Raw genomic sequence first — 26167 nt, forward strand, 5'->3', positions numbered from 1 at the left:
AGACGCACTCATGAAATCAGGCCTCCCCAAAAAGCAAAAAGGTGCTGTGGCGATTGAGTTCGCCTTGGTGTTCGTGATCTTTTTTGCGGTGTTCTACGGGATCGTCAGCTACAGCCTGCCGCTGTTGCTGGTGCAATCATTCAACGAGGCCACCGCCGAGGCGGTCCGGCAAAGCGTCGCACTTGATCCGAAAACGCCCAACTACCCGACGGCCATGGAGAACCTGGCAAACAGTGTTTTACAGCAGCAACTGTCCTGGGTGCCAAGCGCCTTCAACCTCACCTTTGGTGTGGACGCCAAGGCTGCCTATAACGCGGGTACCGGTTTGCTGACGGTCAGCGTGACGTACCCCACCAGCAAGCTCAATCAAGTCATCCCGTTCCTCGTCCTGCCTGGTGTCGGTACCGTGCCCAATCTGCCGACAAACCTGACAGCACAATCGAGTCTGCAATTTTGACACCTGGAGAAAAGCTGTTTGGCCGACTGCTCAATCGTCCGCCATTCCAGGAACCCGACACGCCCTCCTACAGCCTGATGAAACAGAATGTCGGATTGCACCTGCTGCTGAACCCTCAGGGCCGGGTACTGCACATGAGTGGCCCCTTGTGTCACGCATTGGCGCTGCGTCCGCCTGCCGACCAATCCCTGCTACTGATCGATTACCTGCTGCCCCACAGTCATTTGGCCGTCGAAGGCACACCCGCTGACTGGCAAGGCCAGAACCTGGACCTGGATTTCACCGGTCTCGGAGGCCAGACCCTGCATCTTCGCGGCTGGGTTCAGCCGACGCCTGACGGCTGGCTGCTGCAGTTGCTCGACATTGCTGATTTGCTGCACGAACGCCAACAGGCCCACAGCCGCGAGGAATGTCAGTCGTTCGCCGGGCACATGAGCGAACAGCTTCGCCTGTGCAGCCTGATGCGCCTGCCCGAGGTGCTGACCGAACAACTTCAAGGCCTGGCCCAGCGCTGGCACATTCCCTGTGTGGCCATCGCGCTGCTCGACGATCAGGAACAAGGCTGGCTGATCCACAGCCAGTACAACGCACACGATGCGCCGCAGTTGTGGCAAACCGGCCAACCGCTGGGCACCAGCCTGGACAGCTTGAGCGGTAATACGCCGTTGCGCTTGAACGTCGCGCATGGCTTCAGCGAGCACCCGCGGTTACAGGGAACCTTCGGTAATACCGACGGATTTCTGGTGCCCTATCGGGACGATCACGGTGTGGCAGCCTGGTTGCTTTGTGGTTTTTACCCGGTACAGCAACGTGCGCCTCAGCTTGGCGAGCGTGACTGGTTGCTGCTGGTCGCAGCGTTGGCCGGGCCACTGCTGGGTCGTTTACGCGAGCAGCATCAACATCAGCAACTGGAACGACTCGAAGCCCTGCAAGGCTTGCTGGGCACCGGTTGGTGGGAGCTGTTCAGCAACACTGACGAGGTTCAACTGGCACCGCAATTGGCGTTCACCCTGCATCTGGAGAGTGCCCGTTTAGCGCTGGCCCAGTGGCTGGGGCTGATCCATCCGGCCGACCGCCAAGAGCTGACCAGCCGCGTGCAGGACCTGCAACAACACGGCAAGACCTTGCTGCTGTGCGTGCGCCTGCACCGCGCTGATGACGCCCAGATGCCGATCTGGTATCGCCTGCAAGGCCAGGCGTTAGGCGTAGGTGAACAGCGTCGGCTGGTGGGGTTCATGCTCGACATCAGCGACATCAAGAATCAACAGCAACAGGCCGCCGCTGCCCATGCCCGCCTGGACAACCTGATTGCCAGTTCGCCGGCGGTGATCTACGTGCAGCGCTATGTCGAAGGCGCGCTGCAACCGAGTTTTTTCAGTGCCAGCCTGCTGCCGTTGCTCGGCTGGAACCTGAATGATTTGACGGGCAACGCGCTGGTGGAGCGGGTTCATCCTGAAGACCGTGACCTGTATTTCGAGCGCACCCGCCAACTGCTGCGCGAGGGATCGGTACGCGCGCGTTACCGTTTGCGCGACCAGCGTGGCAACTACCACTGGCTGCTCGATGAAGCCAGGTTGCTGCGCGACGACCTTGGGCTGCCGGTGGAGGCGGTCGGCTTGTGGCTGGATGTCAGTGAAGCGACCCAGGCCGCCGAACAGGTCAAACAGAGCGAGGAGCGCTACCGGATGCTGGTGGAAGATTCGCCCGCGATGATCTGCCGCTATCGTCCGGACTTGACGCTGACGTTCGGCAATCGTCCCTTGGCGACGTACCTGGAATGCACGCCCGAACAATTGCCGGGGGTCGATCTGGGCAGCTGGCTGTCGGCCGAACAGCGCGAAGCCTTTGTGCTGCGCCTGCGCCAACTGACGCCGGAGTTCCCGGTGAGCACCGCGGAAATCAGCCTGCAACTCCCCGGGCGCGAAAATGCCTGGTGGGTCTGGTCGGATCGCGGGGTGTTCGACGAGCGAGGTCGCCTGATCGAAATTCAGGCCGTGGGCCGCGACAACACCGAGGTCCGCCGCTCGCAACAACAGCTCACGCAAAGCGCAAAAATGGCCACCCTGGGAGAAATGGCCACCGGGCTGGCGCATGAAATCAACCAGCCACTGAACGTGATGCGCATGGCCATCGTCAACGTGCTCAAGCGCTTGAGCAACGGCGATGTGCAGATCGATTACCTGCAAGACAAACTCAAGCGTATCGACGCCCAGGTCCAGCGTGCGGCTCGGGTGGTCGATCACATGCGGGTGTTCGGCCGGCGCTCGGAAATCGAGCAACAATTGTTCAATCCGGCACTCGCGGTGGAAGGCACGCTGTCATTGCTGGCCGAGGGCATGCGCGGCAAAGGTGTCGACTTGCGGATCAGCGAGTTCGGCTTCGAAGCCAATGTACGTGGCCATGTCGATCAGCTGGAACAAGTGTTGATCAACCTGATGGTCAACGCTCGAGACGCACTGCTGGGCAAGCGCGAAAGCGATCCAGCGTTCAAACCATGGATTTCGCTGTATGCCGAACGTGACGAGTATTGGATAAGGCTGTGGGTCGAGGACAACGCTGGCGGTATTGATCCGCGCTTGCTGGAACGGATCTTCGAACCGTTCTTCACCACCAAACCGGTCGGTGTTGGCACCGGTCTGGGGTTGTCGGTGAGCTACGGTATCGTCGAGAACATGGGCGGACGGCTGAGCGTGCGCAATTCGATCGAGGGCGCGCGGTTCTGTATCGAGCTGCCGATTGCGTCGGGTGATCAGATCACCAGGTAGGCTTTGCCTTTTTGCCCGCAGGTGAGGTTGAACCCCACATCGACCTTGTTGACGTCGATCCCCAGATTGAGCAACAGGCTGTTCAACAGCGGATCGACCAAGGGCGCCAGCAGACCATCAATTGCGTTGACCAACAGCGTTGTTACGTCAGCCAGCAGCGATGACAGCGTGCTGAGCAGCAACGCCGTCAGACCGTTAATCGTCGGTGTGTGCTGAATGAGTGTGATGCCACCCAAGGTTGCGCTCAAACTGCCGACGACACCCGATACCGAAACGGTGTGGGTCGGCAATGGCGGGACATTGATTTCCTTGGGGTTGTTGTAGGTGTAGTTCGGGTCACTGGTCCCGGCGATCGGGCTGTCGATCATGATTTCACTGCCACCGCCGGTAAATGGTGTGCGCGGACCACAGGTGAAGGTCAATCCCTGGCAGGTCCTGCTGCCGACATCGACCAGGGTTAACGGTGTAAGCGCTGACAACGGCGAGGAGGAGAACCAGATGGCAGGGTTGATCTGGCCGACTTTGACTTTGAGCGTGGAAATGTCCGTGGTCGCAGTGAGACTTTTGCTGGTCGGACTGACGCATGAGTAATCGGTGACATAACTGCTCCCGACTCCTGCTTCAATCCCTACATCGAGGTTGAGGCCTTCAGGCGCTATTTGCAGGTCTGTTTGTGTGCAGGTTGACAACAGGCACCCGGGGGCCAGCAGCGTGTTGATAGAAACGACAATCGCGCTCAACAGCGTATTCACCACCTGCAACACCGCATTGATAAGAGAAAGGTCGACCGTTGCGAGCACTCGCACCTGCGCGGTCTTCACATAGATCCGGTTCACGCCCAATGGATCGGCCCTGGCCAGTTCCGGATCGCCCACGGCAGAAAACTGCGGCGGCTCGATCACTTTTACACGGGTTGTCACGCCCAGCAGCCCCAGTACGTTCACCGGTAGAACGGCGGTCACTGCACTGTTCTTATTCGCCAACTGCACAAAGCCCTGAACCAGCTGAAACAGCTGCACCGTGGCATCCAGGCCGGCCGTCGAGGTGCCCGTCTGAAGTTGCAGCACATCGCCAAGTTTGATCGGTGGTGCATTGCTGGCCCCCCCCTGCAGACTGGTCAACGCCGTCATTACATCGGCCGTGGCACTGTTCTGACCCGCAACCGTTGCAGCGGCGTGTATGAATTGAGTGACCGTTCCTTGCGTGTTGAGCAATGCCGTGTAGTCACCTGCGCTCACCCCCAGATCGATGGCCAATTGGTCCATGAACTTCAGCAGGTTGATATCGGTGTGGACCAAGCCGTCCCAGCCCACGGCTGTCAGGTTCACGCTGCCGCCCAGAAGGGTTGAGAACAGCGGGTTCAAGAGATTCGACCTCGCGGTGTCGACACTGACGACCGAACTGCGAATGCTTAGCTGCGCCAGCGTCGGTTGCGGCGCCGCTGCCACTGCCGTGGCGGTCAGCGTGGTATTGGCACTGAGCGAAGCCCCACTGAACAATGCCTGAATACCCGCCGCGGCACTGGTCGATACCACGTTGGTGGCAACCACCTGAATGGCCATCGATTGCGCGGCATTGGGGACGAAGGTGCGCAGATTGGTCGGCGCCGTCGCCAGCGAACCGCAGGTGGTGGTCAAGGTACTGGTGGGGCTGATGATGAACGCATTACGCACCGCGCTTTGCCCAGCATAACCAGCGGCCGTCAAGCCCGGCAGGCAGGTGCCGCCACGACTGACCGCTTCCAGCGCGGCGTTGTCCACCACCCGTTGCAACTTGCGCTGCTCCAGATAGAGCCGGCCGCTGTCGACCACCAACAGTGCAAACAACAACGCAAGGCCGAAGGTCATTGCCGCGAGCAATCCGATAGCGCCACGTTGCCCGGCGGGGCCGCGAAACTGCAAACGGCGAGACATCGAGCACTCCTTTGCCGGCGCACTGCCGAGCGCTACCTCCGGTGGTGAAGGCAGTGTAGTCAAGGCTCGAGCACGGCGCTGGCAACTTGCCGGCGCCGATGATTCAAGTGCTTTATTTCGGTGGGTAGTTGCTCAATATCCGCCCTACCGTTGCGCGAATCGCGGCGCTGCGGTCGGCGGGCTGCGGCGATCTGCTGAGCAGTTGCTCATCACTGCCACGCCAGACCAGCTTGCCATCCTTGCCATCAAGCAGGTCGATCTGAAGCGTGGCGACCTTGTAGGAGACGTTGCGGGTTTCGTTGTACATCGGTGCGCCCCAGTAGCCGTTCCAGGGGCCACCCCAAGCACCGCCATAGTTGGTGGTGATTTGCTGCTGGCGATCCTCGACGATCAGGTAGGTCCGCACATTGACGTCAGCCTTGGCACCGGTAGCCGCCGGGCGCAGGCCACGCTGGTCGAGTTGATCGGCAACCGCCTGGCGAATGCGTTGTTCGGTGAGGTCGCTCTTGATCCGCGGATCCTCGGGGCGGTATTGCACCGCTGGCTCTTTCCACGCCCAACTGCGATAGGCGGCGAAGTCGCGGCTGGCATCAAAATCGTAATTGACCTTGGTCGTTTGGCAGGCGCTGAGCAACACAGCGCACGCCAGTAATGAGAGACGAAGGGACATGATTTTTCTCCGGGTCCAGGCAGGGAACCTAACTAGGAGGATACGCCGCTACCGCCTTTTCCACAGCTGTTCGTAACGCATCGCCACGCTCTATTTCGTTGCCTTGGAGGCCCGTTTCAGCGCTGGCACTCCAGACCGGTTGCCCAGTGCTGGCGTCGAACAGATCCACTCGAATCACCAGCACTTGCACCTGATAGGTACGTACGATCGGCGCCGTGTTGTACATCCCGTAGCCGCCATAACCGTAATCGTCCTGAACCTGCATCAGGCGGGTTTCCTGATGCAGGTCGGCGCTGACCCACAGATCGGCCGGACGATTGTCGTGCAGCGGGCGCAAACCCCGTTGATCCAGCGCATTACTGACCGCTTCGGCGATCTGCGCCGAGTCGGCCAAGGCCGAGCCATTGGGCAACCGGCCGTTGAGCCAGGCCCAGCTTTGGTAACGGCTGTAATCACGCGGCGCCGCTGGATAGGCGCTGCGATCAAAGGTGTTGGCGGCGTGTGGTGGGGCCGGTGGTAGCGGGTTGGAGCTGGCGATATACGGATTGCTGCCCTGGCAGGCACCGAGTCCCAGACACAACATGATCAATCCCAAACGGCGTTTCATGATGCTCTCCACAGAAGCCACGGTTCAGACCGGGCGACAGATCCAGTGCAGGTAACGCCCCAGCCCCGCAAAACTCGGGTGACGACGGTGGGCCAGTTCCATTTCCAGCAAGTCGATCAGTTCGGCTCGGGCCTGGAACTCCAGCGGCATGTAGTCATGAAAAACCCGCACTCCGCTTTGGGTTTCAACCTGCCACAAACCTTCCAGTTGCGTCGCCAGTTCGCGCGGATCCAGAGGCATCTGCGGGGTCAGGCTCTGCTTCTCGCCGGCCATGTCGTTCTTGCGCATCTTGCGGAAATGCCCCTTGAGCAAGTTGCGGTAAATCAGCGCATCGCGGTTATAGAACGCCAGCGACAACCAGCCGTCTTTAGTCGTCAGCTGATGCAGCACCGGCAGAATCGCGTGAGGCTCGGCCAACCACTCCAGCACCGCGTGGCACAGCACCAGGTCGTAAGGCTCGGTGAGTTGACCGAGCAGCTCTTGCCACGGCGCCTGGATAAACGTCGCTGTTTGCCCTGCGTCGGCGAAGCGCTGGCGGGCGCCTTCGAGCATCGGTTCGGCAGGCTCGGCCAGGGTCACCTGGTGGCCGCGCTGGGCCAGCCACAACGACATGTGCCCAAGGCCTGCGCCGATATCCAGCACCCGCAATGGGCGATCAGGCAGGGTTTCGGCCAGGTCGGCCTGAAGCACCGCCAGACGGATTGCGCCTTTGGCACCACCGTAGATTTTTTCGGCGAAACGGGTCGCCAGCTGATCGAAATGACGGTCGCTCATCAGCTGAACCGCCGTTCGCTGTCGGCCAGCTTGCTGCGTACTACCTGTTCCATGTCCAACCCCAGCTCGCTGCACAGCAGCAGTAGATAAAGCACGATATCGCCGACTTCCTGACCGGCATGGGCGAGTTTGTCCGCCGGCAACTGGCGCGACTGGTCTTCGCTCAACCATTGGAAAATTTCCACCAGCTCGGCCATTTCGACACTGGCGGCCATGGCCAGGTTCTTCGGGCTGTGAAATTGCCGCCAGTCGTTGCGATCACGGATACAGTGCAGGCGTTCGGTCAGTTCAACAAGGTTCATCGGGCTCTCCTGAAGGCGTATAGCTTCATGCCGATGGCGGATGAAGGCAAGCGCCGGACACTGCTGTCGCTTCGTGACAGTTCGCGAGCAAGCCCGCTTGTATGTTGAGACTTGAAGGGATGGTTGGGACTAAAAGCCCGATTCTGACTCCAACCGCTACAGAACGCAGAAGCTTGCCCAGTAGGCGCAGGCGTTCAGTTACTATTCGCGAATTCAAACCACCAAACCTCTAAGCTTCAAGGGTGCTCGCCAGCCCTGACAATGGCCAAAGCGCTCAGCTCCGGCACCCACTCTTTCATCAGGACGTATACATGCAGGTAGATAGCTTTTTCGAATGGCTCGGTCAGGCGCTGGGTTCGGTCATCCGGTTCATCGTCGATACGCTCAGTGGGCTGTTCAATGCCTTGACTCACGCCAGCGGCAATTTCGTCGACGGGCTGTCACGAGCACTGGGCATGGAGCCCTCGATCATCAGCATTCTCGTGCTGATCATCGGCTTGATGCTGCTGTACTCGGCGATCCGCGCCTTCATGCGTGCATCGATCATCGCCGGGATTATCTGGCTGGTGCTGGGGTTGTGGGTGTTGAGCTGGGTGGTTCACTAACACCCAAACCCCATGTGGGAGCGAGCCAGCTCGCGATGACGGTTTCAGACTCGACAAACAGGCTGCCTGCAAGACTGCTATCGCGAGCAGGCTCGCCCCCACCATTCAGCGTGCGCGGCAACTAGTGACCTGAATTACCATCTTCGGCACGGTTAAACGCGGGGCGCTCGTCGTGCGTGGCAGATTGACTGATGCCCCACAACAAGCGCCCAACGACGCTTGGATCTGCCGCTACAATGCCCGCTCTCGAAAGGAGCCTGAATGTCTACGTTGATCACCGACTGGCGCGATCGTGCGACCCATCGCCGCGTCTGGGCGCTTGCCGCGCCGATGATTCTTTCGAACATTTCCGTGCCGCTGGTGGCGCTGGTCGACAGCACGGTGGTCGGCCACCTGCCCCACGCGCATCAGCTCGGCGCGGTTGCGGTGGGCGCCAGCCTGTACACCTTTCTGGCCTGGGCCATGGGTTTTCTGCGTATGGGCTCCACCGGGTTTGCAGCGCAGGCGGCCGGGCGCGGTGATGGCGCTGCGCTGCGGCAGATCCTGCTGCAAGGCTTGCTATTGGCGATGGGGCTGGCGCTGCTGCTCGGGATGCTGGGCGTACCGCTCAGTGGCGTGGCGTTGCACTTCATGCAGCCATCGGCCGAACTTGATCAACTGACCCGCGAGTTTTTCCATACCCGGTTGTTTGGCTTACCCGCGGCGCTGGCCAGTTATGCGCTGGTCGGCTGGTTCCTCGGCACCCAGAACGCCCGCGCACCGCTGGCGATTCTGCTGACCACCAACCTGGTGAATATCGCTCTGAACCTGTGGTTCGTCCTGGGTCTGCAATGGGGCGTTGTCGGAGCGGCCCGTGCTTCAGTGATCGCCGAATGGACCGGCGCCCTGCTCGGCCTGGCCATGACCCGTAACGCCCTGCGCGCCTACCCCGGGCATATCGCCTGGGCGGCACTGGCGCTGTGGCAGAGCTGGCGGCCGCTGCTGGCGGTCAACCGGGACATTTTCATTCGCAGTCTGGCGCTGCAATCGGTGTTCTTCATGGTGACCGTGCAAGGCGCACGGCTCGGCGATGCGACGGTGGCGGCCAATGCATTATTGCTGAATGGTTTGCTGTTGACCGCCCATGCCCTGGATGGCCTGGCCCACGCAGTGGAGGCTCTGTGCGGCCACGCCATCGGTGCCCATGACCGCCAGGCCTTGCGTCGGTCCCTGGTGGTCGCCTGCGGCTGGTCATTGATTGCCAGCCTGGGTTTTGCGCTGCTGTTTGTCTGCGCCGGACATCTGTTCATCGAGATGCAGACCAACATCCAGAGCGTGCGCGACACTGCGTTCGTCTACTTGCCGTACCTCGCCGCACTGCCGCTGATCGCCGTCTGGAGCTACTTGCTCGACGGCCTGTTCATCGGCGCCACCCGGGCCCGGGAAATGCGCAACGGCATGCTGCTGACGCTGCTGCTATTGCTGCCATTTGCCTGGGCACTGCAAGGGTTCGGCAACCATGGACTGTGGCTGACCTTTCTACTGTTCATGGTGCTGCGCAGCCTGACGCTTGGGGCATTCGCCTGGAACCTGCGCAAGAACGATGGCTGGTTCACCGTCTGAACATCGTGCTGCTCCAGCTCGTGTAGCAGCTGCCGAGCCCGCGAGGCTGCGTTCGGCTGCGAAGCAGTCGTTGAATCAGGCAGCGTGTTCTTTCAGGCAAACCGCGTACTCAGGATTTACGAGGACTTCGTCCGAACGCGGCCCGCCTCTAACGCAGCCTCGCGGGCTCGGCAGCTGCTACGAGTGCAGTTCTTCATCGCGATTTGGCCTGCAGAGTGCGGTGAATTCAGGAACGATAGCTTTGCCAGCGGTTGCGCAGGCTGTCGAGCCGCTCTTGCTGAGTGCGCCCCGGCAGGTGTGCTTCGGGTGTGGCTGACGGGTATTGCAAACGTAATCGCAACCAGCCATCGAGCACCGTCTGCTCGCTGAAGCCCTGTTCGAGTCCTTCCTGCACAAAAGACCAGATCGTGCCAAAGTCGTGGCCCGTCGAGCGACTCCAGTGCCATGCATGACGCTCCAGCAGGCAGGCTTGCAACTTGTTCTGCTGGCGAAGGCTGAGGCTGTCTTCAATGGCCAGTTCGCTGACGGCCAATCGCGGATTGACCATATGCAACCACCCCAGACTGCCGATCGCCCGGTCCTCCCAGGTTCCACCGTACCAGTACAGCTTATCGATCGGCCCCAGCCAGCGGCTCAACTCGTGGGCATCACTGGCATCAAAAAAGTAACTGGCGATAAATGGATTGTAGTAGCTGAGCAAGCCTTTGTAATGAAGCCCGAACGTGACCGTGAGCATACGTCGAAGGTGCCCGAGCAATTGCTCCGGGGATGCTGAGCTGACCAGCAGCAACCCCGGCCAGTCCGCAGGCTCGTCGTGGCAACATTGCATCAGCGGCGATTGCGCCGACAGTTCGATCAACTGCGGCCCCTGGTCGCGCAACGCATGCAAGTCGGTGCTCTCGAACAACGCGTAACACGGTAAGTCGGCAAACCGCTGCTGCAGGCTCCACCCTGCCTGCGGCGAGCCCGGTACATCCAGCAAAAGCCATTGAGCCGACTGGGCAGCGATCATGCCGCACCACTTTGGCCAAGCCCTGCCACTGTGCGGCAGGCGCAGATCACTTGCCGGCAATGCATGAAACTTCCCCCGCCGGGTATCAAACACAGCAACACCAAGGGCTGACTGCTCTGAACCAACGCCAATAAGTCTTGGCGATCCTCGGGCGATAAAACTTCCAGTGCCGGGAGCGCCTCCCCGACCACTGAGAGCGGGGAGGTTTCGGCAGGCAACACGCTGTCGACATTCAACGGCGGCCCCCGAAATATGCCGGTGATCAATGGCTGGTCCGGGTCGCCCTCGATAAAGCTCACACAGACATCGACCCCCGCCGTTAAACCGGCAACCGACTCTGCAGACAGTTGGGGCGAGACCGGCAGCCAGCAATGGCTGGGCCGTGCGCCCTCGCCCTGATAAAGCCAATCGAACTGCACGGCGATGCGTCGGGCCGCGTCGCTGCGAGGTTCGGCGACATTGACCACCCAGCCACGTTGCACGCTGTTCATCCGAGGTTTCTCGCTTGGAGGAAACGGTACGAACGGCGCCTCCCAGGGAATCGCATCAATGCGGTTGCGGTAGTACGGCAACTGCGCCTGACTGCCCGAATGCTCGACCCGGGTCAGCAACCAAAGGTGATTCCAGTCGGCAAACGGATGGCCCGACAACGGCATCAGCATGCCGCTACGCAGGTTCGGCAGGTCCGTTTCGCCTGCTGCAACAGGTTTCGGCAATCCATCGTGACGTGCCACATCGGCATGAGCATGAACCTTGAAACGCCTGACGGCGGGTGCAGTGCCTTGGGTATCAAAGGTTGTGCCGGCACCTGGAGACAAACTGCGCCAAGTGTCGGCAAAGATCAGGCAATGACCGTGCTTGCGGTGCTGAAAGTGGTAGTGAATTCGCTCTTGCTCACACAGACGCTGAAGAAACGCCAAATCCGACTCACGGTACTGAGTGCAAAACTCCCGCACGGGGTAATCGTTCCTGAGTTCGAATCGACAGTTTCTTTCGTCTATGCCGTGCTCCTTCAGTACCCGAAGCAGAATCTGCGGGACTGACAGACCGGTGAAAATTCGCTGATTGCAGCGTTGCGCCAGGCAGGCCAGCTTCGGCCCAAGGCACAGACGCCAGAGCGCCGGCACCGCGTCGTCATGAAGCGGGGCAAGGTCATGAATCTGTCCGTGGATACCGGTGCCCGCGCCCCCAAACCCCAGGTACGCCGAGCGAAACATCAGGCTCGCGATATCCAGTCTCAGCTCATCGAACTGCAGATCCAGCTGAAAGACAAAGGGCTGGCTGATGGACTCGCAGCCGCTAAAGGCGACAACGACAAAGGGTTGGGGCTGACCCGCTATCTCCAGACGAAATGACGGCTCGTTGACGGGATCGAACATCGGCGTTTCTCTACAGGAGGGACGGCCGGGGATTCTCGCTGAGAGACATGGCCGAGTAGAGTGCCGAAGTACAACTTAGGAAATGGCCTACGCGAAATGAAGACCACACAGCGTTGAAAGTGCGTGGGCACGGCAAATCGCTACAAAAATAAAGAAATGCCGTACCAGGTCCTCCGAAAACTCCGCACTACGCGGAGTATTTTCCGACAACCTGGTCACAGCGGTTCCCTACCTCAAGAAGACAGGTAAGACGAACGAGTCAGACCCAGGCGCAAGGCATCGAGGTACTGGGTACGCTCGGTAGCACTGATTCGAGCGCTGGCCACTTTGTCGCGGTAGTGCGTCATCAGCTCTTCCGGTGACAAGTGCACGTAACGCAGCATGTCCTCGATGGTGTCGTGGGTTTCGATACCGGCGTGGTAAACGCTGCCGTCGGCATTCTGGTAGATGTTTACCGAGTCGGTGTCACCGAACAGGTTGTGCATGTCACCGAGAATTTCCTGGTAAGCACCCACCAGGAAAATCCCCAGCAAGTAGTCTTCGCCATCATTGAGCCCGTGCACCGGCAGGCTGGTTTCGATGCTCTGCTCGTCGACGTACTGCTTGATCTTGCCATCAGAGTCACAGGTCAGGTCTTGCAGCACGGCGCGGCGCATCGGCTCTTCATCAAGACGGTGCAGCGGCAGGATCGGCAGGACCTGGCCGATGGCCCAGGTGTCCGGCAGGCTTTGGAATACCGAGAAGTTGCAGATGTACTTGTCGGCCAGCTTGTCGTTGAGTTCGTCGAGCACCTGACGGTGCGAGCGCTGACGGGCTTTCAACGAGTTATGCAGGCGACGGCAGACGGCGAAGTAGCATTGCTCGGCCAGGGCTTTCTCGGCCAGGGTCAGCTTGCCATCGGCGTACTGGCTGGCCACGTCGCTCATGTAGTGCGTCGCGCGCCAGTAGGTTTCGGTGACCATCTCGATATCGGTCGGACCGAGCAGGTCGACCAGCCATTGCACGGTTTCCGGCAGCTCTTCCTTGTTCTCGATCATCGGCACGTCGTCGTTGTGTTTCTCGACGTCGGTGACCTGCACCACCAGCATGGCGTGGTGAGCGGTCAGCGAACGACCACTCTCGGAGAAGATGTTCGGATGCGGCAGGTTCTGCGCGTCGCAGAATTCCTTGAGCATGCCGACCACGACACCGGCGTAATCGTCCATGTCGTAGTTGATCGAGCTGGCGTTGCGCGAATGGGTACCGTCGTAGTCGACGCCCAGGCCACCCCCCACGTCGATGTGATCCACCGGTAGGCCAAGGTTGCGCAGTTCGCCGTAGTAACGGATCGCTTCCTTGAAGCCGTGCTGGTAGTCCGCCAGGTTGGCGATCTGCGAGCCCATGTGGAAGTGCAGCAAACGGATGCCCTGATCCAGACCGGCCGCACGGAAGCGCTCGACTACCGACAGCAACTGGGCAGCAGACAGCCCGAACTTGGATTTTTCGCCGCCAGTGTCAGCCCATTTGCTCGATGCCAGGGACGACAGGCGAACCCGCAGGCCGACTTGAGGCTTGACCTTCAGCGAGGCAGCCTCTTCGATCACCAGGCCGACTTCGGATTCTTTCTCGATCACGATGAACACGTTGTGGCCCAGCTTCTGGCCCATCAGTGCCAGACGGATGAACTCACGGTCCTTGTAACCGTTGCAGACGATGGTGCCGCCCTTTGGCGCCAGGGCCAGCACGGCCAGCAGTTCCGGCTTGGAACCGGCTTCCAGGCCGATGGACACGTTCTGGGTGGCGATGATGTTCTCGATCACCGCTTCCTGCTGGTTGACCTTGATCGGGTACAGCGCGGTGTACTTGCTCTGGTATTCCAGACGCTCGATGTTCGCGTCGAAGGCGCCGGTCAACTGACGGACGCGGTCTTGCAGGATGTCCGGGAAGCGCACCAGCAGTGGCAAGGACAGGCCGCTTTTACGCAGCTGTGCGACTTGCTCGAACAGATCGATAGGCGAGCTGCTCGGACCGTTCGGACGAACTTCTACGCGACCGGCGTCACTGATCGCGAAATACCCGGCCCCCCAATGGCGAATCCCGTAAACACTGCGGCTGTCCGCAACTGTCCATTGGCTGCCATCGTCTTTGCGTGTGCGTCGTACGGACATCGAAGTCCCCTATAAAGAAGTCAAAGAGCGCCACCCGGGTTGAGGGCTGGCGCAGTCTAAAGTGAAAAAATGACGATTAGCCTGCAAGCGGGATAGACCACACTTACAGCGCTGAGTTTAGAAACCGGTCAGAACAGGCTCTGTGAAAACCATGGAGACGACGTTCAACCTGAATCGGATCAGGACTGCATCAAGTCGGGGTGGTTTTCACAGAGGCTGCTAGCCGCCGGATTTCTTCGCTTTGAAACCGTGTTTGATCAGCTCTGCCAAGAGTAGCTCGACATGATCGCCCTGGATCTCGATGATCCCGTCCTTCAACGCGCCACCTGTACCGCAACGTTTCTTCAACGTCGTGGCGAGCTCCTTGAGCGCATCTTCAGCCAGCGGTACGCCGCTGATGGTCGTCACCGTCTTGCCACCCCGGCCCTTGCTTTCGCGGCGCACGCGCGCGATGCCGTCGCCGGCCGGGATAACGGTTTGTTTGCAGATGCAGGCTGCCACCGGCTGGCTACAGTCCGGGCAATGTCGACCTGCGTCGGTGGAAAATACCAGGCCACCAAGGGCGGCGAAGGATGCGGCTTTTTTGGCCACCGGCAATCCTCTTGGGAGGACAAAGACTGGTCGCAGCAACGTTGGCACGTGCTATCGACCGCGAAGCCCCACTCAGGCAGGGGCAGCGCTACTGACCGGATGCTCCTACAAAAGGAATACCGGTTCAGCTTGAAAAGGTCGCGCAGTGTAACGGCAAAAAGCGCACTTGCTAAGAGCCAATCGGCGCCATTTTATAGATCTTTTGCGACGTCCTTCAGAGCGTCACCCCCGCGCGCGCGCAGATAGCGCTTCAACGCCGCCAGAGAGTCCGGGCAGTAAGGCTTCTGCGTGATTTCCAGCATCACCTGTTCGATGGGAATAAAGCGGGCCTGAAGCACTTCTTCCGGCTGCAGGATCAATGGCCCGTCCCAGACCGCCGAAAACGCCGAACACCACAAGCGGTTACCAGTGTCTTCAAAGAAAAAATGATCATGGGCGGTCAGCTCGACCCCACTGACGCCCAGCTCTTCTTCCAGCTCACGGGCCGCCGATTCGGCATAGCTTTCGGTCGCCAGCACCATGCCGCCCGCCGCCACATCCCAGAATCCCGGGTAAATGGCTTTACTGAACGTGCGCTGATGCACACACAGTTCGCCGACCGAGTTGAACAGCATGATGTAGGTGCCACGTCCGATCAGACCGCGCTCGCGCAAGTCCGAACGCACCAGCGAACCGAGCAGGTTGTCCTGCTCGTCGACCCAGGCGATCTGTTCGGCGTCCGAGGCTGCGCGGTGCGCAGCCTCATTGACATTATCAACCATGACTCAGCCCTGATTGAGCAATTGACGCAAATCGATAACTGCCGCGTTGGCCCGCGAGATGTAGTTGGCCATGACCAGCGAGTGGTTGGCCAAAACCCCGAAACCGCTGCCGTTGAGGATCATCGGGCTCCAGACTGTTTCCTGGGAGGCCTCCAGTTCACGAATGATCTGACGTACGCTGACCGTCGCGTTCTTCTTCGCCAGTACATCGGCGAAGTCGACTTCGATGGCGCGCAGCAAATGCGACAGTGCCCAGGCCTGACCGCGCGCTTCATAGAAGACGTCGTCGATCTGCAGCCAAGGGGTTTCCACCCGCTCTTCATCCACCTGCGGCACCTGACCCGGCGCCAGGGTTTCGGTTTTCAGCGCGGTGTTCAGCTTGACTCGGCCAACACTGGCCGACAGCCGTTGCGACAGCGAACCCAAGCGGGTCGCGACATCCCCCAACCAGTTGTTCAGGTTGTCGGCACGCGCATAGAACTGGGCGTTTTTTTGCGTTGGATCGGACAGGCGAGCCTGGTAACGGCTCAGGGAGTTGATGCCTTCCTGGTATTCCGACTCGCTGGACGGCAGCATCCAGCTCTTGTTGTCGAAGTTGAAACGCGGCTCGGCCTTGGCCAGATCAGCGTCTTCAGCCGATTGCGATTGCGAACGGGCAAAGTCTTTACGCAAGGCGCGGGTCAGATCGCGGACTTGCACCAGCACGCCATATTCCCAATTCGGCATGTCGTCCAGCCACAAGCCTGGTGGAAAACGGTCGTTGGAAATATAGCCACCCGGCTTGTGCAGCAAGGTACCGGCGACGGTCTTGAGGGTTTCGACCGTGGTGTAGCCGATGACCATCTGTTTGCCTTCCTTCTCGGCGGCCAGCTGCGCGTTCTGCTGAACCGGAAACAGCGCAGGTTCATGGCTCCAGTACCAACCCAGGGCGAGGACCACCAGCAAATACAGGCCGATCAAGGTGGCCAATGCGCGGCTGAACAGCAGGCCACCTAAATAGCTGCGGGTTGCCGACTTGGGTTCGGCGGCACGTTCAGGCGCGCTGCCTGTGCGGTTCTTCCAGTCCAGCATGGCGATATCCTTTCAATCACTTGAGTTCGTCGGTTCGACCACAACCCTACTCCATCGTGCTTTGCTGCGAGCAGATTAAATCTGCCCGGCAGACCGTGGATCGCACAGTGGACGCGAGTCGAGCAGCCACTATAAATGAAGCACAGCGTTGATCCTATGCGACCAGTCGGTCAGGAACTGAATAACGTCGCTTTACAGTTTATTGATGTACGACACTCATGGCATCGGAAAGAGGTGCTAGCATAGAGCCACCAGTCGATCTCAGCATGCACCCTAACTAGTAGTCAGGATATGACCGAGCCAGAAGACCCCAGCCGTGAGCGCCTCAAGCACCACTTTGCCCAGCGGGTAATTCATCAAGCACGTCAGATTCTTGAGATATGGCAGCGCCTGCAACGCTGTGAATGGTCTGGCACGGACCTGGCAGAGCTGAGTGAAGCGAACCTGCGGCTGCTGCGTTTCGCCGAACGCTTCGAACAACCCGAGCACACCCACCTGGCGCACAGCATCAGCCAGTCGCTTGCGGCCGTCGACGCCAACCGCGGACGCCTGAGCAGCGGGCTGATCACCGACCTCAATCGCCTGATGCAGCGCCTGTCGCGCACCGGCCTGCGGCATGGCGACCAGCTCGAACAAACCTTTCTACCGCCACTGCGCAAGCCGATCTACGTGATGCTGCAAGATCACGACCGCGCCGAGCGACTGGCCAAGCAACTCGAATTTTTCGGTCTCAGCGCGCAATCGCTGGACAGCGTGGCGGCGTTTCGCTCCTCGATGGTCGAGCGGTTGCCGGCAGCGATAGTCATGGACGTCGACTTCAGCGGCCCCGGCATGGGCCTGCAATTGGCAGCCGAAGCTCAGGAAGGCCTGGAGCAGAAACTGCCGCTGCTGTTTTTCAGCTTGCTGGAAACCGACACCCCGACCCGCCTCGCAGCCGTACGCGCCGGCGGCCAGGAGTTTCTGACCGGCACCCTCGAAGCGTCGAGCCTGCTGGAAAAGATCGAAGTGCTGACCTGCGTCGCCCAGTACGAGCCTTATAAAGTGCTGATCATCGACGACTCCCGTGCCCAGGCCCTGCACACCGAGCGCCTGCTCAACAGTGCCGGGATCGTCACCCGCACCTTGATCGAGCCGATTCAGGCGATGGCCGAACTGGCGGATTTCCAGCCGGACCTGATCATCCTCGACATGTACATGCCGGCCTGCACTGGCACCGAACTGGCCAAGGTGATCCGGCACAATGACCGCTATGTGAGCGTGCCGATCATTTACTTGTCGGCCGAAGACGACCTGGACAAGCAGCTCGACGCCATGAGCGAAGGTGGCGACGACTTCCTGACCAAGCCGATCAAGCCGCGGCACCTGATCACCACCGTACGAAACCGTGCAGCCCGGGCGCGCAACCTCAAGGCGCGAATGGTCCGTGACAGCCTGACCGGTCTCTATAACCACACCCATATTCTGCAATTGCTCGAAGACTGCAGCTTCCGCGCCCGTCGCGAGAACAAGCCATTAAGCTTTGCGATGCTCGATATTGACCATTTCAAGCGGGTCAACGACAGCCACGGCCACCCCATGGGCGACCGGGTGATCAAGAGCCTGGCACTGTTTCTCAAGCAACGCCTGCGCAAGACCGACTTCATCGGCCGGTATGGCGGTGAAGAGTTCGCCATTGTGATGCCGGACACCGATATCGAATCGGCCTATAAAGTGCTCGATGAAATCCGCCAGCGCTTTGCCGAGATCCACTACCCGGCCCAGCCGCAGGACCTCTGGTGCACCTTCAGCGCCGGCGTGGTGGACCTGCATGAAGATTCCGACAGCCTGATGATGGCCAGCCAGGCGGATGAGGCGCTGTACCGCGCCAAGCACGCCGGACGCAATCGCGTTCAAGCGGCACGGCCGTCGAATCAAAGTGCCACTTTTTCATCTGAATCCACCGATTCGGTCATAACCCTGTAACACAAACGCAATAACTTCAGGCACTTACCATTCTGTCGTTGGTAGAACCGCGATGCGCCTGAAGTTGCTGACCAATCTCAATACCCTGCTTTTAGTCGCGGTGTGTCTCGCACTCGGCGCCACCCTCTGGTGGTCGCAAAAAGCCCTGGAGCGTCCTTATCTGTTGATGGAGCGCTATCTGGGTCTGTCGCAGCACTTTCAAAATCAAGTGGCGCGTAACGTCGAAGATTATCTGGCCAGCGGCGACGCCCTGCGCCTGAGCAGCGCCAGCCAGGCCATCGAGACCCTGCAAAAAGACCTCGACGAACTGCCGTCCGAGCTGGCCGACAGCGTGCGTCCGAGCCTCGCCAGCCTCGATGACTTCAGCAAGACCGACCTGCTGGCCGCTGGCAAACTGGCGGGTGATCCGCAAGCCTTGCTGCTCCAGGCCGAGCGCGAACTGGGCGCTAGTCTGGAACAACTCAGCCAATACGCCACCAGCGCCAATACGCCCGCCGCTGCCGCCTATCTTCCACCGCTGCTCGTTGCCTCGCAGCACGTCGGCAAACTCTCGCTGGCCCGGGACAAACTGGTCAGCAGTGGCCGCAGCGAACTGGCGGTCGATGTCGAGCGTGAAGTCGACAGCATCCGCACTCAGGCCGAGCTGATCGAAGCACTGCCGCTGCTTGGCGTGACCGCCAGCAAAGAATCGAATACCGACGATTTCTCGGCGATGATGGGGCTGGAAAACACTGAAAAAACCGTCGCCGAAGATGCCGGCACCGGTTTCAAACGCGAACTCGCCAGCCTGCTAAGCCGCTACCCCGCCGAACTCGGTCGGACCCGCGAACAGATTCAGAAACGCGCCGACCTCAGCGCCGCCACCCACCTGAAAATTACCGCCGTGCAGCAGGCCATCGCCGGGCTGGAACCGACCGTTCGCGCGCAACATGGGCAAATCCAGGGTGAAGTGCGGCTCATGCAGGGCGTGATGATCGGCCTGATCCTGCTGATCGCACTGCTCATCGACACCTTGCAACGTCGCCTCGCCCGCGTGCTGACCAACCTGGCGCCAGCGCTGTCGACCTGGGCCGAGGGCGACTTCAGTCGGGACATCCAGCTCGGTGCGACCAACCGTGAGCTACGGGACATTCAAGAATCGCTGAATCGCCTGCGCGCTTATCTCGTGGATCTGGTCGGGACAATCCGCCTGAACGCCGAACAGGTGGCCGGCAGCAGCCGGGTATTGGCCGAACTGAGCAGCGACATGCACAGTGGCGCCGAACATCAGGCCGGCGATACCGCGCTGATCCGCGACTCGCTTGGTGAGCTGGAAGCGACCATTCAGCAAGTCGCCGGCGATGCCAGCCAGGCTGCCGACGCCAGCCGTCACGCCGGTCTGGCGGTCGAGCACGGGCAAAAGGTCATTGGCTTGAGCCTGACCGGATTGCACGCGCTGGTCGGCGAAGTCCAGGGCAACGCACAAATGATCGAGCATCTGGCCGAAGAGTCGGCCACCATCGGTGGCGTACTGACGGTGATTCGCTCGATTGCCGATCAGACCAACCTCCTCGCCCTGAACGCGGCGATTGAAGCTGCCCGCGCCGGGGAAATGGGCCGCGGTTTTGCGGTGGTCGCCGAGGAGGTTCGCTCGCTGGCGCAACGCACCGCCGGCGCTACCGCAGAAATCCAGACGTTAATTGCCGGCCTGCAACAGGCCGCAAGACAATCGGTAGAAGGCATGCGTGCCCAGGTCGAGCACGCAGAAGCCACCGCCAGCCAGGCACAAGCGGCTGACGGTGCGCTGGATAAAATTGTCGGGGCGATCCAGACCATTGCCGACACCGCCGTGCGTATCGCCGATGTCACGGCGCAACAAAGTGGCGCCGTCAGTGAAATCCGCGATCACAGCGAGCGGATTCATCAGTTGGGTGGGGATAACCTGGTGCGTATTGGCGAAGGCCGTAGCCAGGGCGAGAATCTGCTGGTGCTGGGTGGGCAATTGCATACGGCAGTGCAGGCATTTCGGGTTTAAGTCTGCGGCCCCGAACACAACTGGCCAGCAGGACTATCGCCACCTAAGCTCTTGTATAAACACACCTATTTGTCCATACGGTAGTATTTAATCTTCGCTTTGATGCTAAGGTTTAGCGCTTAAATTAATCGAGCGCGCAAAGGAGTGCCCCGTGATAGTTCCAACTTCGCCCCCTAGTGTATCTGTGGAGGAAAACATGGCTGTTGCCTTCCATAAGAAAAAAGTTTTGAAAGAGGGATCCGCGTTCATTTACTCCTGGTTCTATACCCAGGTCAGGAATCGCGGCCCTTGGGATTACAAAAAACTGTCTCCTGACTATGAAGCCTTCGGTAATTTCAATTACGGCGCGGCCGGGATTGCTGCGGGCTTTTCCGAAAATGTCCTGTTACGTGCCGCCGGTTTTGCCCAGACGCAGGCAAAAACGACAAAAGTAGAATTTGGAAGCTGGTGGAGCGAGGCTCCTTTTGGCGATGACCCTGCAGATCAGGAATGGATCAAAAAAGGAGTCAGGTATGCCCGCTTCAGGAACTACTGAAAAAACTGTATATACCATCGTCACCTCCTGCCTGCTGACGGTATGCCTGGGCTACATCGGCTGGACCTGGCTTATGTCTCCCAGCGCCCCGGTGCTGACCGATGTAGTACTCAAACTACCCGTTGGCGAAAATGGCTTCGTCTACGGCGTCAAGGATGATCGAGGCGGAGCAACAGTACCGTTCAGCTATCGATACTATGTCTATCGCGAACTGGCATCCGACGAACAAATAGCGTCTGAACTCAAGACTGCCGGTCCGTTTTTAGTCACCCGAGATCCAGCCATAAAGATCAATGTCCAAGGCTCGGTCATCAATGTATCGACCCATCAGGAAGTCTACGAGTATCACAGCAGCACGCTGTTCCGACATACCAACAGCGCCGACTACAGCCCCGTGACAATCAACTTGTGCAACCACTCCAGCGATCAATCAACAAAGTAAACGCGTCCCCCTGGGAGCTGTCGAAGAGTCGGCGTAGGCGCATGCATCGTGCACTCAGTTATCATGCTCCCACTTTCGATACGCGAGATTGTCATGCGCCGCTTGCTCTCCCTGCTGCTGTTAGTGCTCGCCCTCCCGGCCTCTGCCGCTGGCCTTTTGGACAGTCGCCCCAGTTCGACCCTGGGCTCGATCAACAACAGCGCCGACTTCCTGCCCGTGCGAAAAGCCTTTCAACTGAGCCTGGTGGAAAGCACACCGCAATCGATCAAGCTGCGCTTCGTCGCTACCGAGGGTTACTACCTCTACCGGCATCGCTTTCAGTTTCACAGCGAGCCCGCCGACATTGGCCTGGGCCCCGCGCAACTGCCTTCGGGCGAAAAAAAGCACGACGAATACTTCGGCGATGTCGAGGTCTACCACGGCGTTCTCGACGTCGACCTGCCACGCAACAGCGCCGATCAGCGGGCTTTCACGCTGGCCGTCACCTACCAGGGTTGTGCCGATAAGGGCCTGTGTTATCCGCCGGAAACCGAGCGCCTGACAATCGATGGCGCAGCCATTACCTCCCCGGCCAGTGCCACGGGCTGGAGCTGGCGCGAACTGGCGCTGTTCTTCCTCGCAGGCCTTGGCCTGACGTTTACCCCATGCGTGCTGCCGATGCTGCCGATCCTCTCCGGCGTGGTGTTGCGCGGTCAGGTCGGCGGGCTGCGCGGCTTCAATCTGTCGCTGGCCTACGTCTTGCCGATGGCCGCCTGTTTCGCCGCGCTCGGCGCGTTGATGGGGCTGTTCGGCGCCCAGCTCAACCTTCAGGCACGCCTGCAATCGGCGTGGGTGTTGGCGCCGTTTGCCTTGTTCTTCGTGGTGTTTGCCTTAGCGATGTTCGGGGTGTTCGAACTGAAATTGCCCTACGCAATCAGCAGCCGCCTGGACCGCATTGCCGGCCGCACCGAAGGGGGATCGCTGTGGGGCGCGGCCGTGCTCGGAGTGGTGTCGAGCCTGCTGGTTTCGCCGTGCGTGTCCGCGCCTTTGGCCGGCGCGTTGCTGTATATCAGCGCCAGCGGCGATGCACTGGGCGGCGCGTTGAAGCTGTTCGTTCTGGGCCTGGGGATGGGTGCGCCATTGTTGCTGGTCGCCACCGGTGGCGCGGCCTGGCTGCCGAAAAGCGGCCCATGGCTGATCTACGTGAAAAACGCGATTGGCGTGTTGTTGCTGGGGTTGGCAATCGGCTTGCTTAGCCGGGTATTGCCCGGACAAGTCACCTTGCTGCTGATCGGTTTGTTGGCAGCCGGGGTGGGCTTGTTTCTCGGAGCGCTGGAGTTTGTCTATAAATCGCCGCGAAAACGCCTGGGGCAACTGCTCGGGATGCTCCTGGTGTTTTATGCGCTGGCCTGTTGGTACGGCGCCTTCAGTGGCCAGACCGATCCGTTCAGTCCGATAAGCCAGCCAAAGGTCGTCAACGCTCCTGGCAGCGCTCAAGCGCAAAACCCGAGTGAATGGCAAACCATCAGCACCCCGGCGGAACTCGATCGAGCGCTCGCTGAAGCAAAAACAGCCAATACCCCGTTGCTGCTCGACTGGTACGCCGACTGGTGCATCAGCTGCAAAGTCATCGAACACGAGGTGCTTAACGACCGCAACGTCGTCGAACGCCTTAAAGGGTATCGACTGATCCGCTTCGACATCACCGCCAGCAACGCTGAACAACGCGCCCTGCTCGACCGTTACAAGCTGTTCGGACCACCGGCGCTGATGTTTTTCGGCAAGGACGGCAATGAACGTGGCGATGTGCGGGTTATTGGCGAGATCAATGCAAGGGACTTCGCCGAACGTGTCGCCAAAGCGAATGACCGGATTTAATCAGTTGGTCACATATTTCGCGCAATCATCGGTCATTGTGCTGGCTATTGCAGAGAACTGGACAGTCACAAAGGCTTTGCGGCATAGTCGCCGGGTTCTGATAACTGCACACAGATAACAAGGAACAGTCGATGGCGACCCTACTGGTACTGCACGGACCCAACCTGAACCTGCTCGGCACCCGCGAACCGGGCGTCTACGGGGCTGTGACCCTGGCCGAGATCAACCAGGACCTGGAACAGCGTGCGCGCAATGCCGGCCACCATTTGCTCTACCTGCAAAGCAACGCCGAGTATGAATTGATCGACCGCATTCACGCCGCTCGCGGCGAGGGTGTGGATTTCATTTTGATCAATCCAGCAGCTTTTACGCATACAAGTGTCGCATTACGTGACGCGCTGCTGGCGGTGAGCATCCCATTCATCGAAGTGCATTTGTCTAACGTGCACAAACGCGAACCTTTCCGCCATCACTCTTACTTCTCCGACGTTGCGGTGGGAGTGATCTGCGGCCTTGGCGCCAGCGGTTATCGACTGGCCCTGGAGGCCGCACTAGAGCAGCTTGAAAGACAGGCAACGGCTTGAACAACAAGCGTTAAACGCCCCTGACCGACCCTTGGGAGTTGATGATTCATGGATATCCGTAAAGTTAAGAAACTGATCGAACTGCTGGAAGAGTCCGGCATCGACGAGCTCGAGATCAAGGAAGGCGAAGAGTCCGTACGTATCAGCCGCCACAGCAAAACCCCGGCCCAGCAGTACTACGCTCCTGCGCCAATGCACGCTCCGGCTCCGGCCCCTGTCGCTGCTGCCGCGCCTGCTGCTGCCGCTGCACCTGCCGCTCCCGCTGCGCCAGCGCTGAACGGCAACGTTGCCCGTTCGCCAATGGTGGGCACGTTCTATCGCAAGTCTTCGCCGTCCTCGCCATCCTTCGTTGAAGTTGGCCAGAGCGTGAAGAAAGGCGACACCCTGTGCATCGTCGAAGCCATGAAGATGATGAACCACATCGAAGCTGAAACCAGCGGTGTGATCGAATCCATCCTCGTCGAAGACGGCCAGCCGGTTGAGTACGACCAACCGCTGTTCACCATCGTTTGAACCGCGGAGAGCCAACGATGTTGAAACCTGCGAAGTTGGAAAAAGTTCTGATCGCCAACCGCGGTGAAATCGCCCTGCGGATCCTGCGTGCCTGCAAAGAGATGGGCATCAAGACCGTCGCCGTTTACTCCAAGGCCGACAAGGAGCTGATGCACCTGGGCCTGGCAGACGAATCGGTTTGCATCGGCCCGGCATCGGCCGCGCACTCCTATCTGCACATCCCGGCGATCATCGCCGCTGCCGAAGTGACCGGCGCCACCGCCATTCACCCAGGCTACGGTTTCCTCGCGGAAAACGCCGACTTTGCCGAACAGGTGGAAAACTCCGGCTTCGCCTTCATCGGCCCGAAAGCTGAAACCATCCGCCTGATGGGCGACAAGGTTTCGGCCAAGCACGCCATGATCGCTGCCGGCGTTCCAACCGTTCCAGGTTCCGACGGCCCGCTGCCGGAAGACGAAGAAACCGCTCTGCGCATTGGTCGCGAAGTCGGTTACCCGGTGATCATCAAAGCCGCTGGCGGCGGCGGTGGTCGCGGCATGCGCGTTGTGCACAAAGAAGAAGACCTGATCTCCTCGGCAAAACTGACCCGCTCCGAAGCTGGCGCGGCGTTCGGCAACCCGATGGTCTATCTGGAAAAATTCCTGACCAACCCACGCCACGTGGAAGTCCAGGTACTTTCCGATGGCCAGGGCCACGCTATCCATCTGGGTGATCGCGATTGCTCGCTGCAACGTCGCCACCAGAAGGTTCTCGAAGAAGCGCCGGCACCGGGCATCGACGAGAAGGCTCGCCAGGAAGTCTTCGCTCGCTGCGTCAAGGCGTGCATCGACATCGGTTACCGTGGCGCGGGCACTTTCGAGTTCCTGTACGAAAACGGCAGCTTCTACTTCATCGAGATGAACACTCGTGTCCAGGTAGAGCACCCGGTTTCGGAAATGGTCACCGGCATCGACATCGTCAAGGAGATGCTCAGCATCGCCGCCGGCAACCCACTGTCGTTCACCCAGGATGACGTGGTCATCCGCGGTCACGCGCTGGAATGCCGGATCAACGCCGAAGACCCGAAAACCTTCATGCCAAGCCCAGGCACGGTCAAGCATTTCCATGCCCCGGGCGGCAACGGCGTGCGGGTTGATTCGCACCTGTACAGCGGTTACGCGGTTCCGCCGAACTACGATTCGTTGATCGGCAAACTGATCACTTACGGGGCAACCCGTGAAGAAGCCATGGCGCGCATGCGCAATGCGCTGGACGAAATCGTGGTTGACGGGATCAAGACCAACATCCCGCTGCACCGCGACCTGACCCGCGATGAAGGCTTCTGCAAAGGTGGAGTCAACATCCACTACCTGGAACACAAGCTGGCTGCACAGCACTAAAGCTTGATCCAGACCAACAAAGCCGCTTTCGAGCGGCTTTGTTGTTTCTGCAGGTTTCATCTGATCTATTGCCATATCCTTGTGGGAGCGAGCCTGCTCGCGATGGCGCCGGATCAGTCAACACCGACTCTGAATGTGCCGCCCTCATCGCGAGCAGGCCCGCTCCTACAGGGTCAGGTGTCATTTAGAAACCGTGCGATGGATGCAGATCAAGCAGCTCCCACA

Annotated in this window: 23 protein-coding genes; 12 read left to right on the top strand and 11 right to left on the bottom strand. The window is 59.9% G+C overall.

What is annotated here, in order from left to right; genetic code table 11:
• The first annotated feature begins 10 nt into the window (after positions 1-10).
• The gene (locus AC1DHT_RS20115) at positions 11-457 is read left to right on the top strand and encodes a TadE/TadG family type IV pilus assembly protein (RefSeq protein WP_427538072.1); all 447 of its coding nucleotides are present in this window, start codon (positions 11-13) and stop codon (positions 455-457) included.
• Entirely contained in the window at positions 454-3222 is a 2769-nt protein-coding gene (locus AC1DHT_RS20120) for an ATP-binding protein (protein ID WP_427538075.1), read from the top strand. Before AC1DHT_RS20115 ends, AC1DHT_RS20120 begins: the two co-directional genes overlap by 4 nt.
• On the opposite strand, the gene AC1DHT_RS20125 is transcribed toward AC1DHT_RS20120, so the two are convergent.
• The 5 genes from AC1DHT_RS20125 to AC1DHT_RS20145 all read right to left on the bottom strand — a co-directional run bounded on the left by AC1DHT_RS20125 (position 3207) and on the right by AC1DHT_RS20145 (position 7488).
• Positions 3207-5135, bottom strand: coding sequence for a pilus assembly protein TadG-related protein (locus tag AC1DHT_RS20125; protein WP_427538078.1), 1929 nt, complete (start codon positions 5133-5135; stop codon positions 3207-3209). The two genes, AC1DHT_RS20120 and AC1DHT_RS20125, sit on opposite strands and share 16 nt — an antisense overlap.
• A gap of 112 nt (positions 5136-5247) precedes the next feature.
• Positions 5248-5805 (bottom strand): DUF4136 domain-containing protein, encoded by a 558-nt coding sequence (locus AC1DHT_RS20130; protein WP_427538081.1) that lies wholly within the window; start codon positions 5803-5805, stop codon positions 5248-5250.
• A gap of 28 nt (positions 5806-5833) precedes the next feature.
• On the bottom strand, positions 5834-6412 hold the full coding sequence (locus AC1DHT_RS20135; RefSeq protein WP_427538084.1) for a DUF4136 domain-containing protein: 579 nt from the start codon (positions 6410-6412) through the stop codon (positions 5834-5836).
• A 24-nt stretch (positions 6413-6436) separates the two neighbouring features.
• Entirely contained in the window at positions 6437-7186 is a 750-nt protein-coding gene (locus tag AC1DHT_RS20140) for a methyltransferase domain-containing protein (protein WP_427538087.1), read from the bottom strand.
• Positions 7186-7488 (bottom strand): MazG-like family protein, encoded by a 303-nt coding sequence (locus tag AC1DHT_RS20145; RefSeq protein ID WP_054595452.1) that lies wholly within the window; start codon positions 7486-7488, stop codon positions 7186-7188. Before AC1DHT_RS20145 ends, AC1DHT_RS20140 begins: the two co-directional genes overlap by 1 nt.
• Positions 7489-7799: 311 nt before the next feature.
• Here AC1DHT_RS20145 and AC1DHT_RS20150 point away from each other — a divergent pair, with 311 nt between their 5' ends.
• Together AC1DHT_RS20150 and AC1DHT_RS20155 are read left to right on the top strand one after the other, a co-directional pair.
• Positions 7800-8093, top strand: a complete 294-nt coding sequence (locus tag AC1DHT_RS20150; protein WP_401120673.1) for a hypothetical protein — start codon at positions 7800-7802, stop codon at positions 8091-8093.
• A 261-nt stretch (positions 8094-8354) separates the two neighbouring features.
• On the top strand, positions 8355-9695 hold the full coding sequence (locus AC1DHT_RS20155) for an MATE family efflux transporter (RefSeq protein WP_427538090.1): 1341 nt from the start codon (positions 8355-8357) through the stop codon (positions 9693-9695).
• 226 nt (positions 9696-9921) lie between these two features.
• Here the strand turns inward: AC1DHT_RS20155 and AC1DHT_RS20160 are convergent, their stop codons facing one another.
• The 6 genes from AC1DHT_RS20160 to AC1DHT_RS20185 all read right to left on the bottom strand — a co-directional run bounded on the left by AC1DHT_RS20160 (position 9922) and on the right by AC1DHT_RS20185 (position 16656).
• Positions 9922-10707, bottom strand: coding sequence for a DUF4123 domain-containing protein (locus tag AC1DHT_RS20160; RefSeq protein ID WP_427538093.1), 786 nt, complete (start codon positions 10705-10707; stop codon positions 9922-9924).
• Positions 10704-12086, bottom strand: a complete 1383-nt coding sequence (locus tag AC1DHT_RS20165) for a type VI secretion system Vgr family protein (RefSeq protein ID WP_427538096.1) — start codon at positions 12084-12086, stop codon at positions 10704-10706. The genes AC1DHT_RS20160 and AC1DHT_RS20165 overlap by 4 nt, the downstream gene beginning before the upstream one ends.
• Positions 12087-12319: 233 nt before the next feature.
• Positions 12320-14233, bottom strand: a complete 1914-nt coding sequence (gene speA, locus AC1DHT_RS20170) for an arginine decarboxylase (protein WP_427538099.1) — start codon at positions 14231-14233, stop codon at positions 12320-12322.
• Positions 14234-14452: 219 nt separating this feature from the next.
• Positions 14453-14824 carry a translation initiation factor Sui1 gene (locus AC1DHT_RS20175; RefSeq protein WP_054595446.1) on the bottom strand — a complete coding sequence of 124 codons (372 nt, stop codon included), beginning with the start codon at positions 14822-14824 and terminating at the stop codon, positions 14453-14455.
• Between the two features lie 191 nt (positions 14825-15015).
• Positions 15016-15585, bottom strand: a complete 570-nt coding sequence (locus tag AC1DHT_RS20180) for an NUDIX hydrolase (protein WP_427538102.1) — start codon at positions 15583-15585, stop codon at positions 15016-15018.
• 3 nt (positions 15586-15588) lie between these two features.
• Complete coding sequence (locus AC1DHT_RS20185) at positions 15589-16656, bottom strand: DUF2333 family protein (protein ID WP_427538105.1); 1068 nt, start codon at positions 16654-16656, stop codon at positions 15589-15591.
• A gap of 291 nt (positions 16657-16947) precedes the next feature.
• Here AC1DHT_RS20185 and gcbA point away from each other — a divergent pair, with 291 nt between their 5' ends.
• From gcbA to accC, 8 genes are all read left to right on the top strand, one after another.
• Positions 16948-18618: a diguanylate cyclase GcbA gene (gcbA, locus tag AC1DHT_RS20190; protein ID WP_427538108.1), complete on the top strand. Its 1671-nt coding sequence runs from the start codon at positions 16948-16950 to the stop codon at positions 18616-18618.
• Between the two features lie 1246 nt (positions 18619-19864).
• Positions 19865-20632: a methyl-accepting chemotaxis protein gene (locus tag AC1DHT_RS20195; protein WP_427538296.1), complete on the top strand. Its 768-nt coding sequence runs from the start codon at positions 19865-19867 to the stop codon at positions 20630-20632.
• A gap of 196 nt (positions 20633-20828) precedes the next feature.
• A complete protein-coding gene (locus tag AC1DHT_RS20200; RefSeq protein ID WP_145017187.1) occupies positions 20829-21167 on the top strand; it encodes a polymorphic toxin type 44 domain-containing protein in 339 nt (112 codons plus the stop codon).
• The gene (locus AC1DHT_RS20205) at positions 21145-21609 is read left to right on the top strand and encodes a hypothetical protein (RefSeq protein WP_427538111.1); all 465 of its coding nucleotides are present in this window, start codon (positions 21145-21147) and stop codon (positions 21607-21609) included. Before AC1DHT_RS20200 ends, AC1DHT_RS20205 begins: the two co-directional genes overlap by 23 nt.
• A gap of 93 nt (positions 21610-21702) precedes the next feature.
• Entirely contained in the window at positions 21703-23466 is a 1764-nt protein-coding gene (locus tag AC1DHT_RS20210; protein ID WP_427538114.1) for a protein-disulfide reductase DsbD, read from the top strand.
• Between the two features lie 131 nt (positions 23467-23597).
• Positions 23598-24050 (top strand): type II 3-dehydroquinate dehydratase, encoded by a 453-nt coding sequence (aroQ, locus tag AC1DHT_RS20215; protein ID WP_019693755.1) that lies wholly within the window; start codon positions 23598-23600, stop codon positions 24048-24050.
• A 48-nt stretch (positions 24051-24098) separates the two neighbouring features.
• Positions 24099-24563, top strand: a complete 465-nt coding sequence (gene accB, locus AC1DHT_RS20220) for an acetyl-CoA carboxylase biotin carboxyl carrier protein (RefSeq protein ID WP_054595440.1) — start codon at positions 24099-24101, stop codon at positions 24561-24563.
• Between the two features lie 17 nt (positions 24564-24580).
• Positions 24581-25942 (top strand): acetyl-CoA carboxylase biotin carboxylase subunit, encoded by a 1362-nt coding sequence (gene accC, locus AC1DHT_RS20225; protein ID WP_019693757.1) that lies wholly within the window; start codon positions 24581-24583, stop codon positions 25940-25942.
• Positions 25943-26167: the final 225 nt, after the last annotated feature.

It is taken from the genome of Pseudomonas sp. 05N432, assembly GCF_056396945.1.

Excerpts from the sequence above, each read along its gene's own strand:
- AC1DHT_RS20135 (WP_427538084.1), bottom strand. The coding sequence starts at position 6,412 with ATGAAACGCCGTTTGGGATTGATCATGTTGTGTCTGGGACTCGGTGCC.
- AC1DHT_RS20195 (WP_427538296.1), top strand. The coding sequence starts at position 19,865 with ATGCACAGTGGCGCCGAACATCAGGCCGGCGATACCGCGCTGATCCGC.
- AC1DHT_RS20185 (WP_427538105.1), bottom strand. The coding sequence starts at position 16,656 with ATGCTGGACTGGAAGAACCGCACAGGCAGCGCGCCTGAACGTGCCGCC.
- accB (WP_054595440.1), top strand. The coding sequence starts at position 24,099 with ATGGATATCCGTAAAGTTAAGAAACTGATCGAACTGCTGGAAGAGTCC.
- accC (WP_019693757.1), top strand. The coding sequence starts at position 24,581 with ATGTTGAAACCTGCGAAGTTGGAAAAAGTTCTGATCGCCAACCGCGGT.
- gcbA (WP_427538108.1), top strand. The coding sequence starts at position 16,948 with ATGACCGAGCCAGAAGACCCCAGCCGTGAGCGCCTCAAGCACCACTTT.
- AC1DHT_RS20180 (WP_427538102.1), bottom strand. The coding sequence starts at position 15,585 with ATGGTTGATAATGTCAATGAGGCTGCGCACCGCGCAGCCTCGGACGCC.
- AC1DHT_RS20125 (WP_427538078.1), bottom strand. The coding sequence starts at position 5,135 with ATGTCTCGCCGTTTGCAGTTTCGCGGCCCCGCCGGGCAACGTGGCGCT.
- AC1DHT_RS20205 (WP_427538111.1), top strand. The coding sequence starts at position 21,145 with ATGCCCGCTTCAGGAACTACTGAAAAAACTGTATATACCATCGTCACC.
- AC1DHT_RS20130 (WP_427538081.1), bottom strand. The coding sequence starts at position 5,805 with ATGTCCCTTCGTCTCTCATTACTGGCGTGCGCTGTGTTGCTCAGCGCC.
- AC1DHT_RS20115 (WP_427538072.1), top strand. The coding sequence starts at position 11 with ATGAAATCAGGCCTCCCCAAAAAGCAAAAAGGTGCTGTGGCGATTGAG.
- AC1DHT_RS20140 (WP_427538087.1), bottom strand. The coding sequence starts at position 7,186 with ATGAGCGACCGTCATTTCGATCAGCTGGCGACCCGTTTCGCCGAAAAA.
- AC1DHT_RS20210 (WP_427538114.1), top strand. The coding sequence starts at position 21,703 with ATGCGCCGCTTGCTCTCCCTGCTGCTGTTAGTGCTCGCCCTCCCGGCC.
- AC1DHT_RS20160 (WP_427538093.1), bottom strand. The coding sequence starts at position 10,707 with ATGATCGCTGCCCAGTCGGCTCAATGGCTTTTGCTGGATGTACCGGGC.
- AC1DHT_RS20155 (WP_427538090.1), top strand. The coding sequence starts at position 8,355 with ATGTCTACGTTGATCACCGACTGGCGCGATCGTGCGACCCATCGCCGC.
- aroQ (WP_019693755.1), top strand. The coding sequence starts at position 23,598 with ATGGCGACCCTACTGGTACTGCACGGACCCAACCTGAACCTGCTCGGC.
- AC1DHT_RS20150 (WP_401120673.1), top strand. The coding sequence starts at position 7,800 with ATGCAGGTAGATAGCTTTTTCGAATGGCTCGGTCAGGCGCTGGGTTCG.
- speA (WP_427538099.1), bottom strand. The coding sequence starts at position 14,233 with ATGTCCGTACGACGCACACGCAAAGACGATGGCAGCCAATGGACAGTT.
- AC1DHT_RS20200 (WP_145017187.1), top strand. The coding sequence starts at position 20,829 with ATGGCTGTTGCCTTCCATAAGAAAAAAGTTTTGAAAGAGGGATCCGCG.
- AC1DHT_RS20165 (WP_427538096.1), bottom strand. The coding sequence starts at position 12,086 with ATGTTCGATCCCGTCAACGAGCCGTCATTTCGTCTGGAGATAGCGGGT.
- AC1DHT_RS20145 (WP_054595452.1), bottom strand. The coding sequence starts at position 7,488 with ATGAACCTTGTTGAACTGACCGAACGCCTGCACTGTATCCGTGATCGC.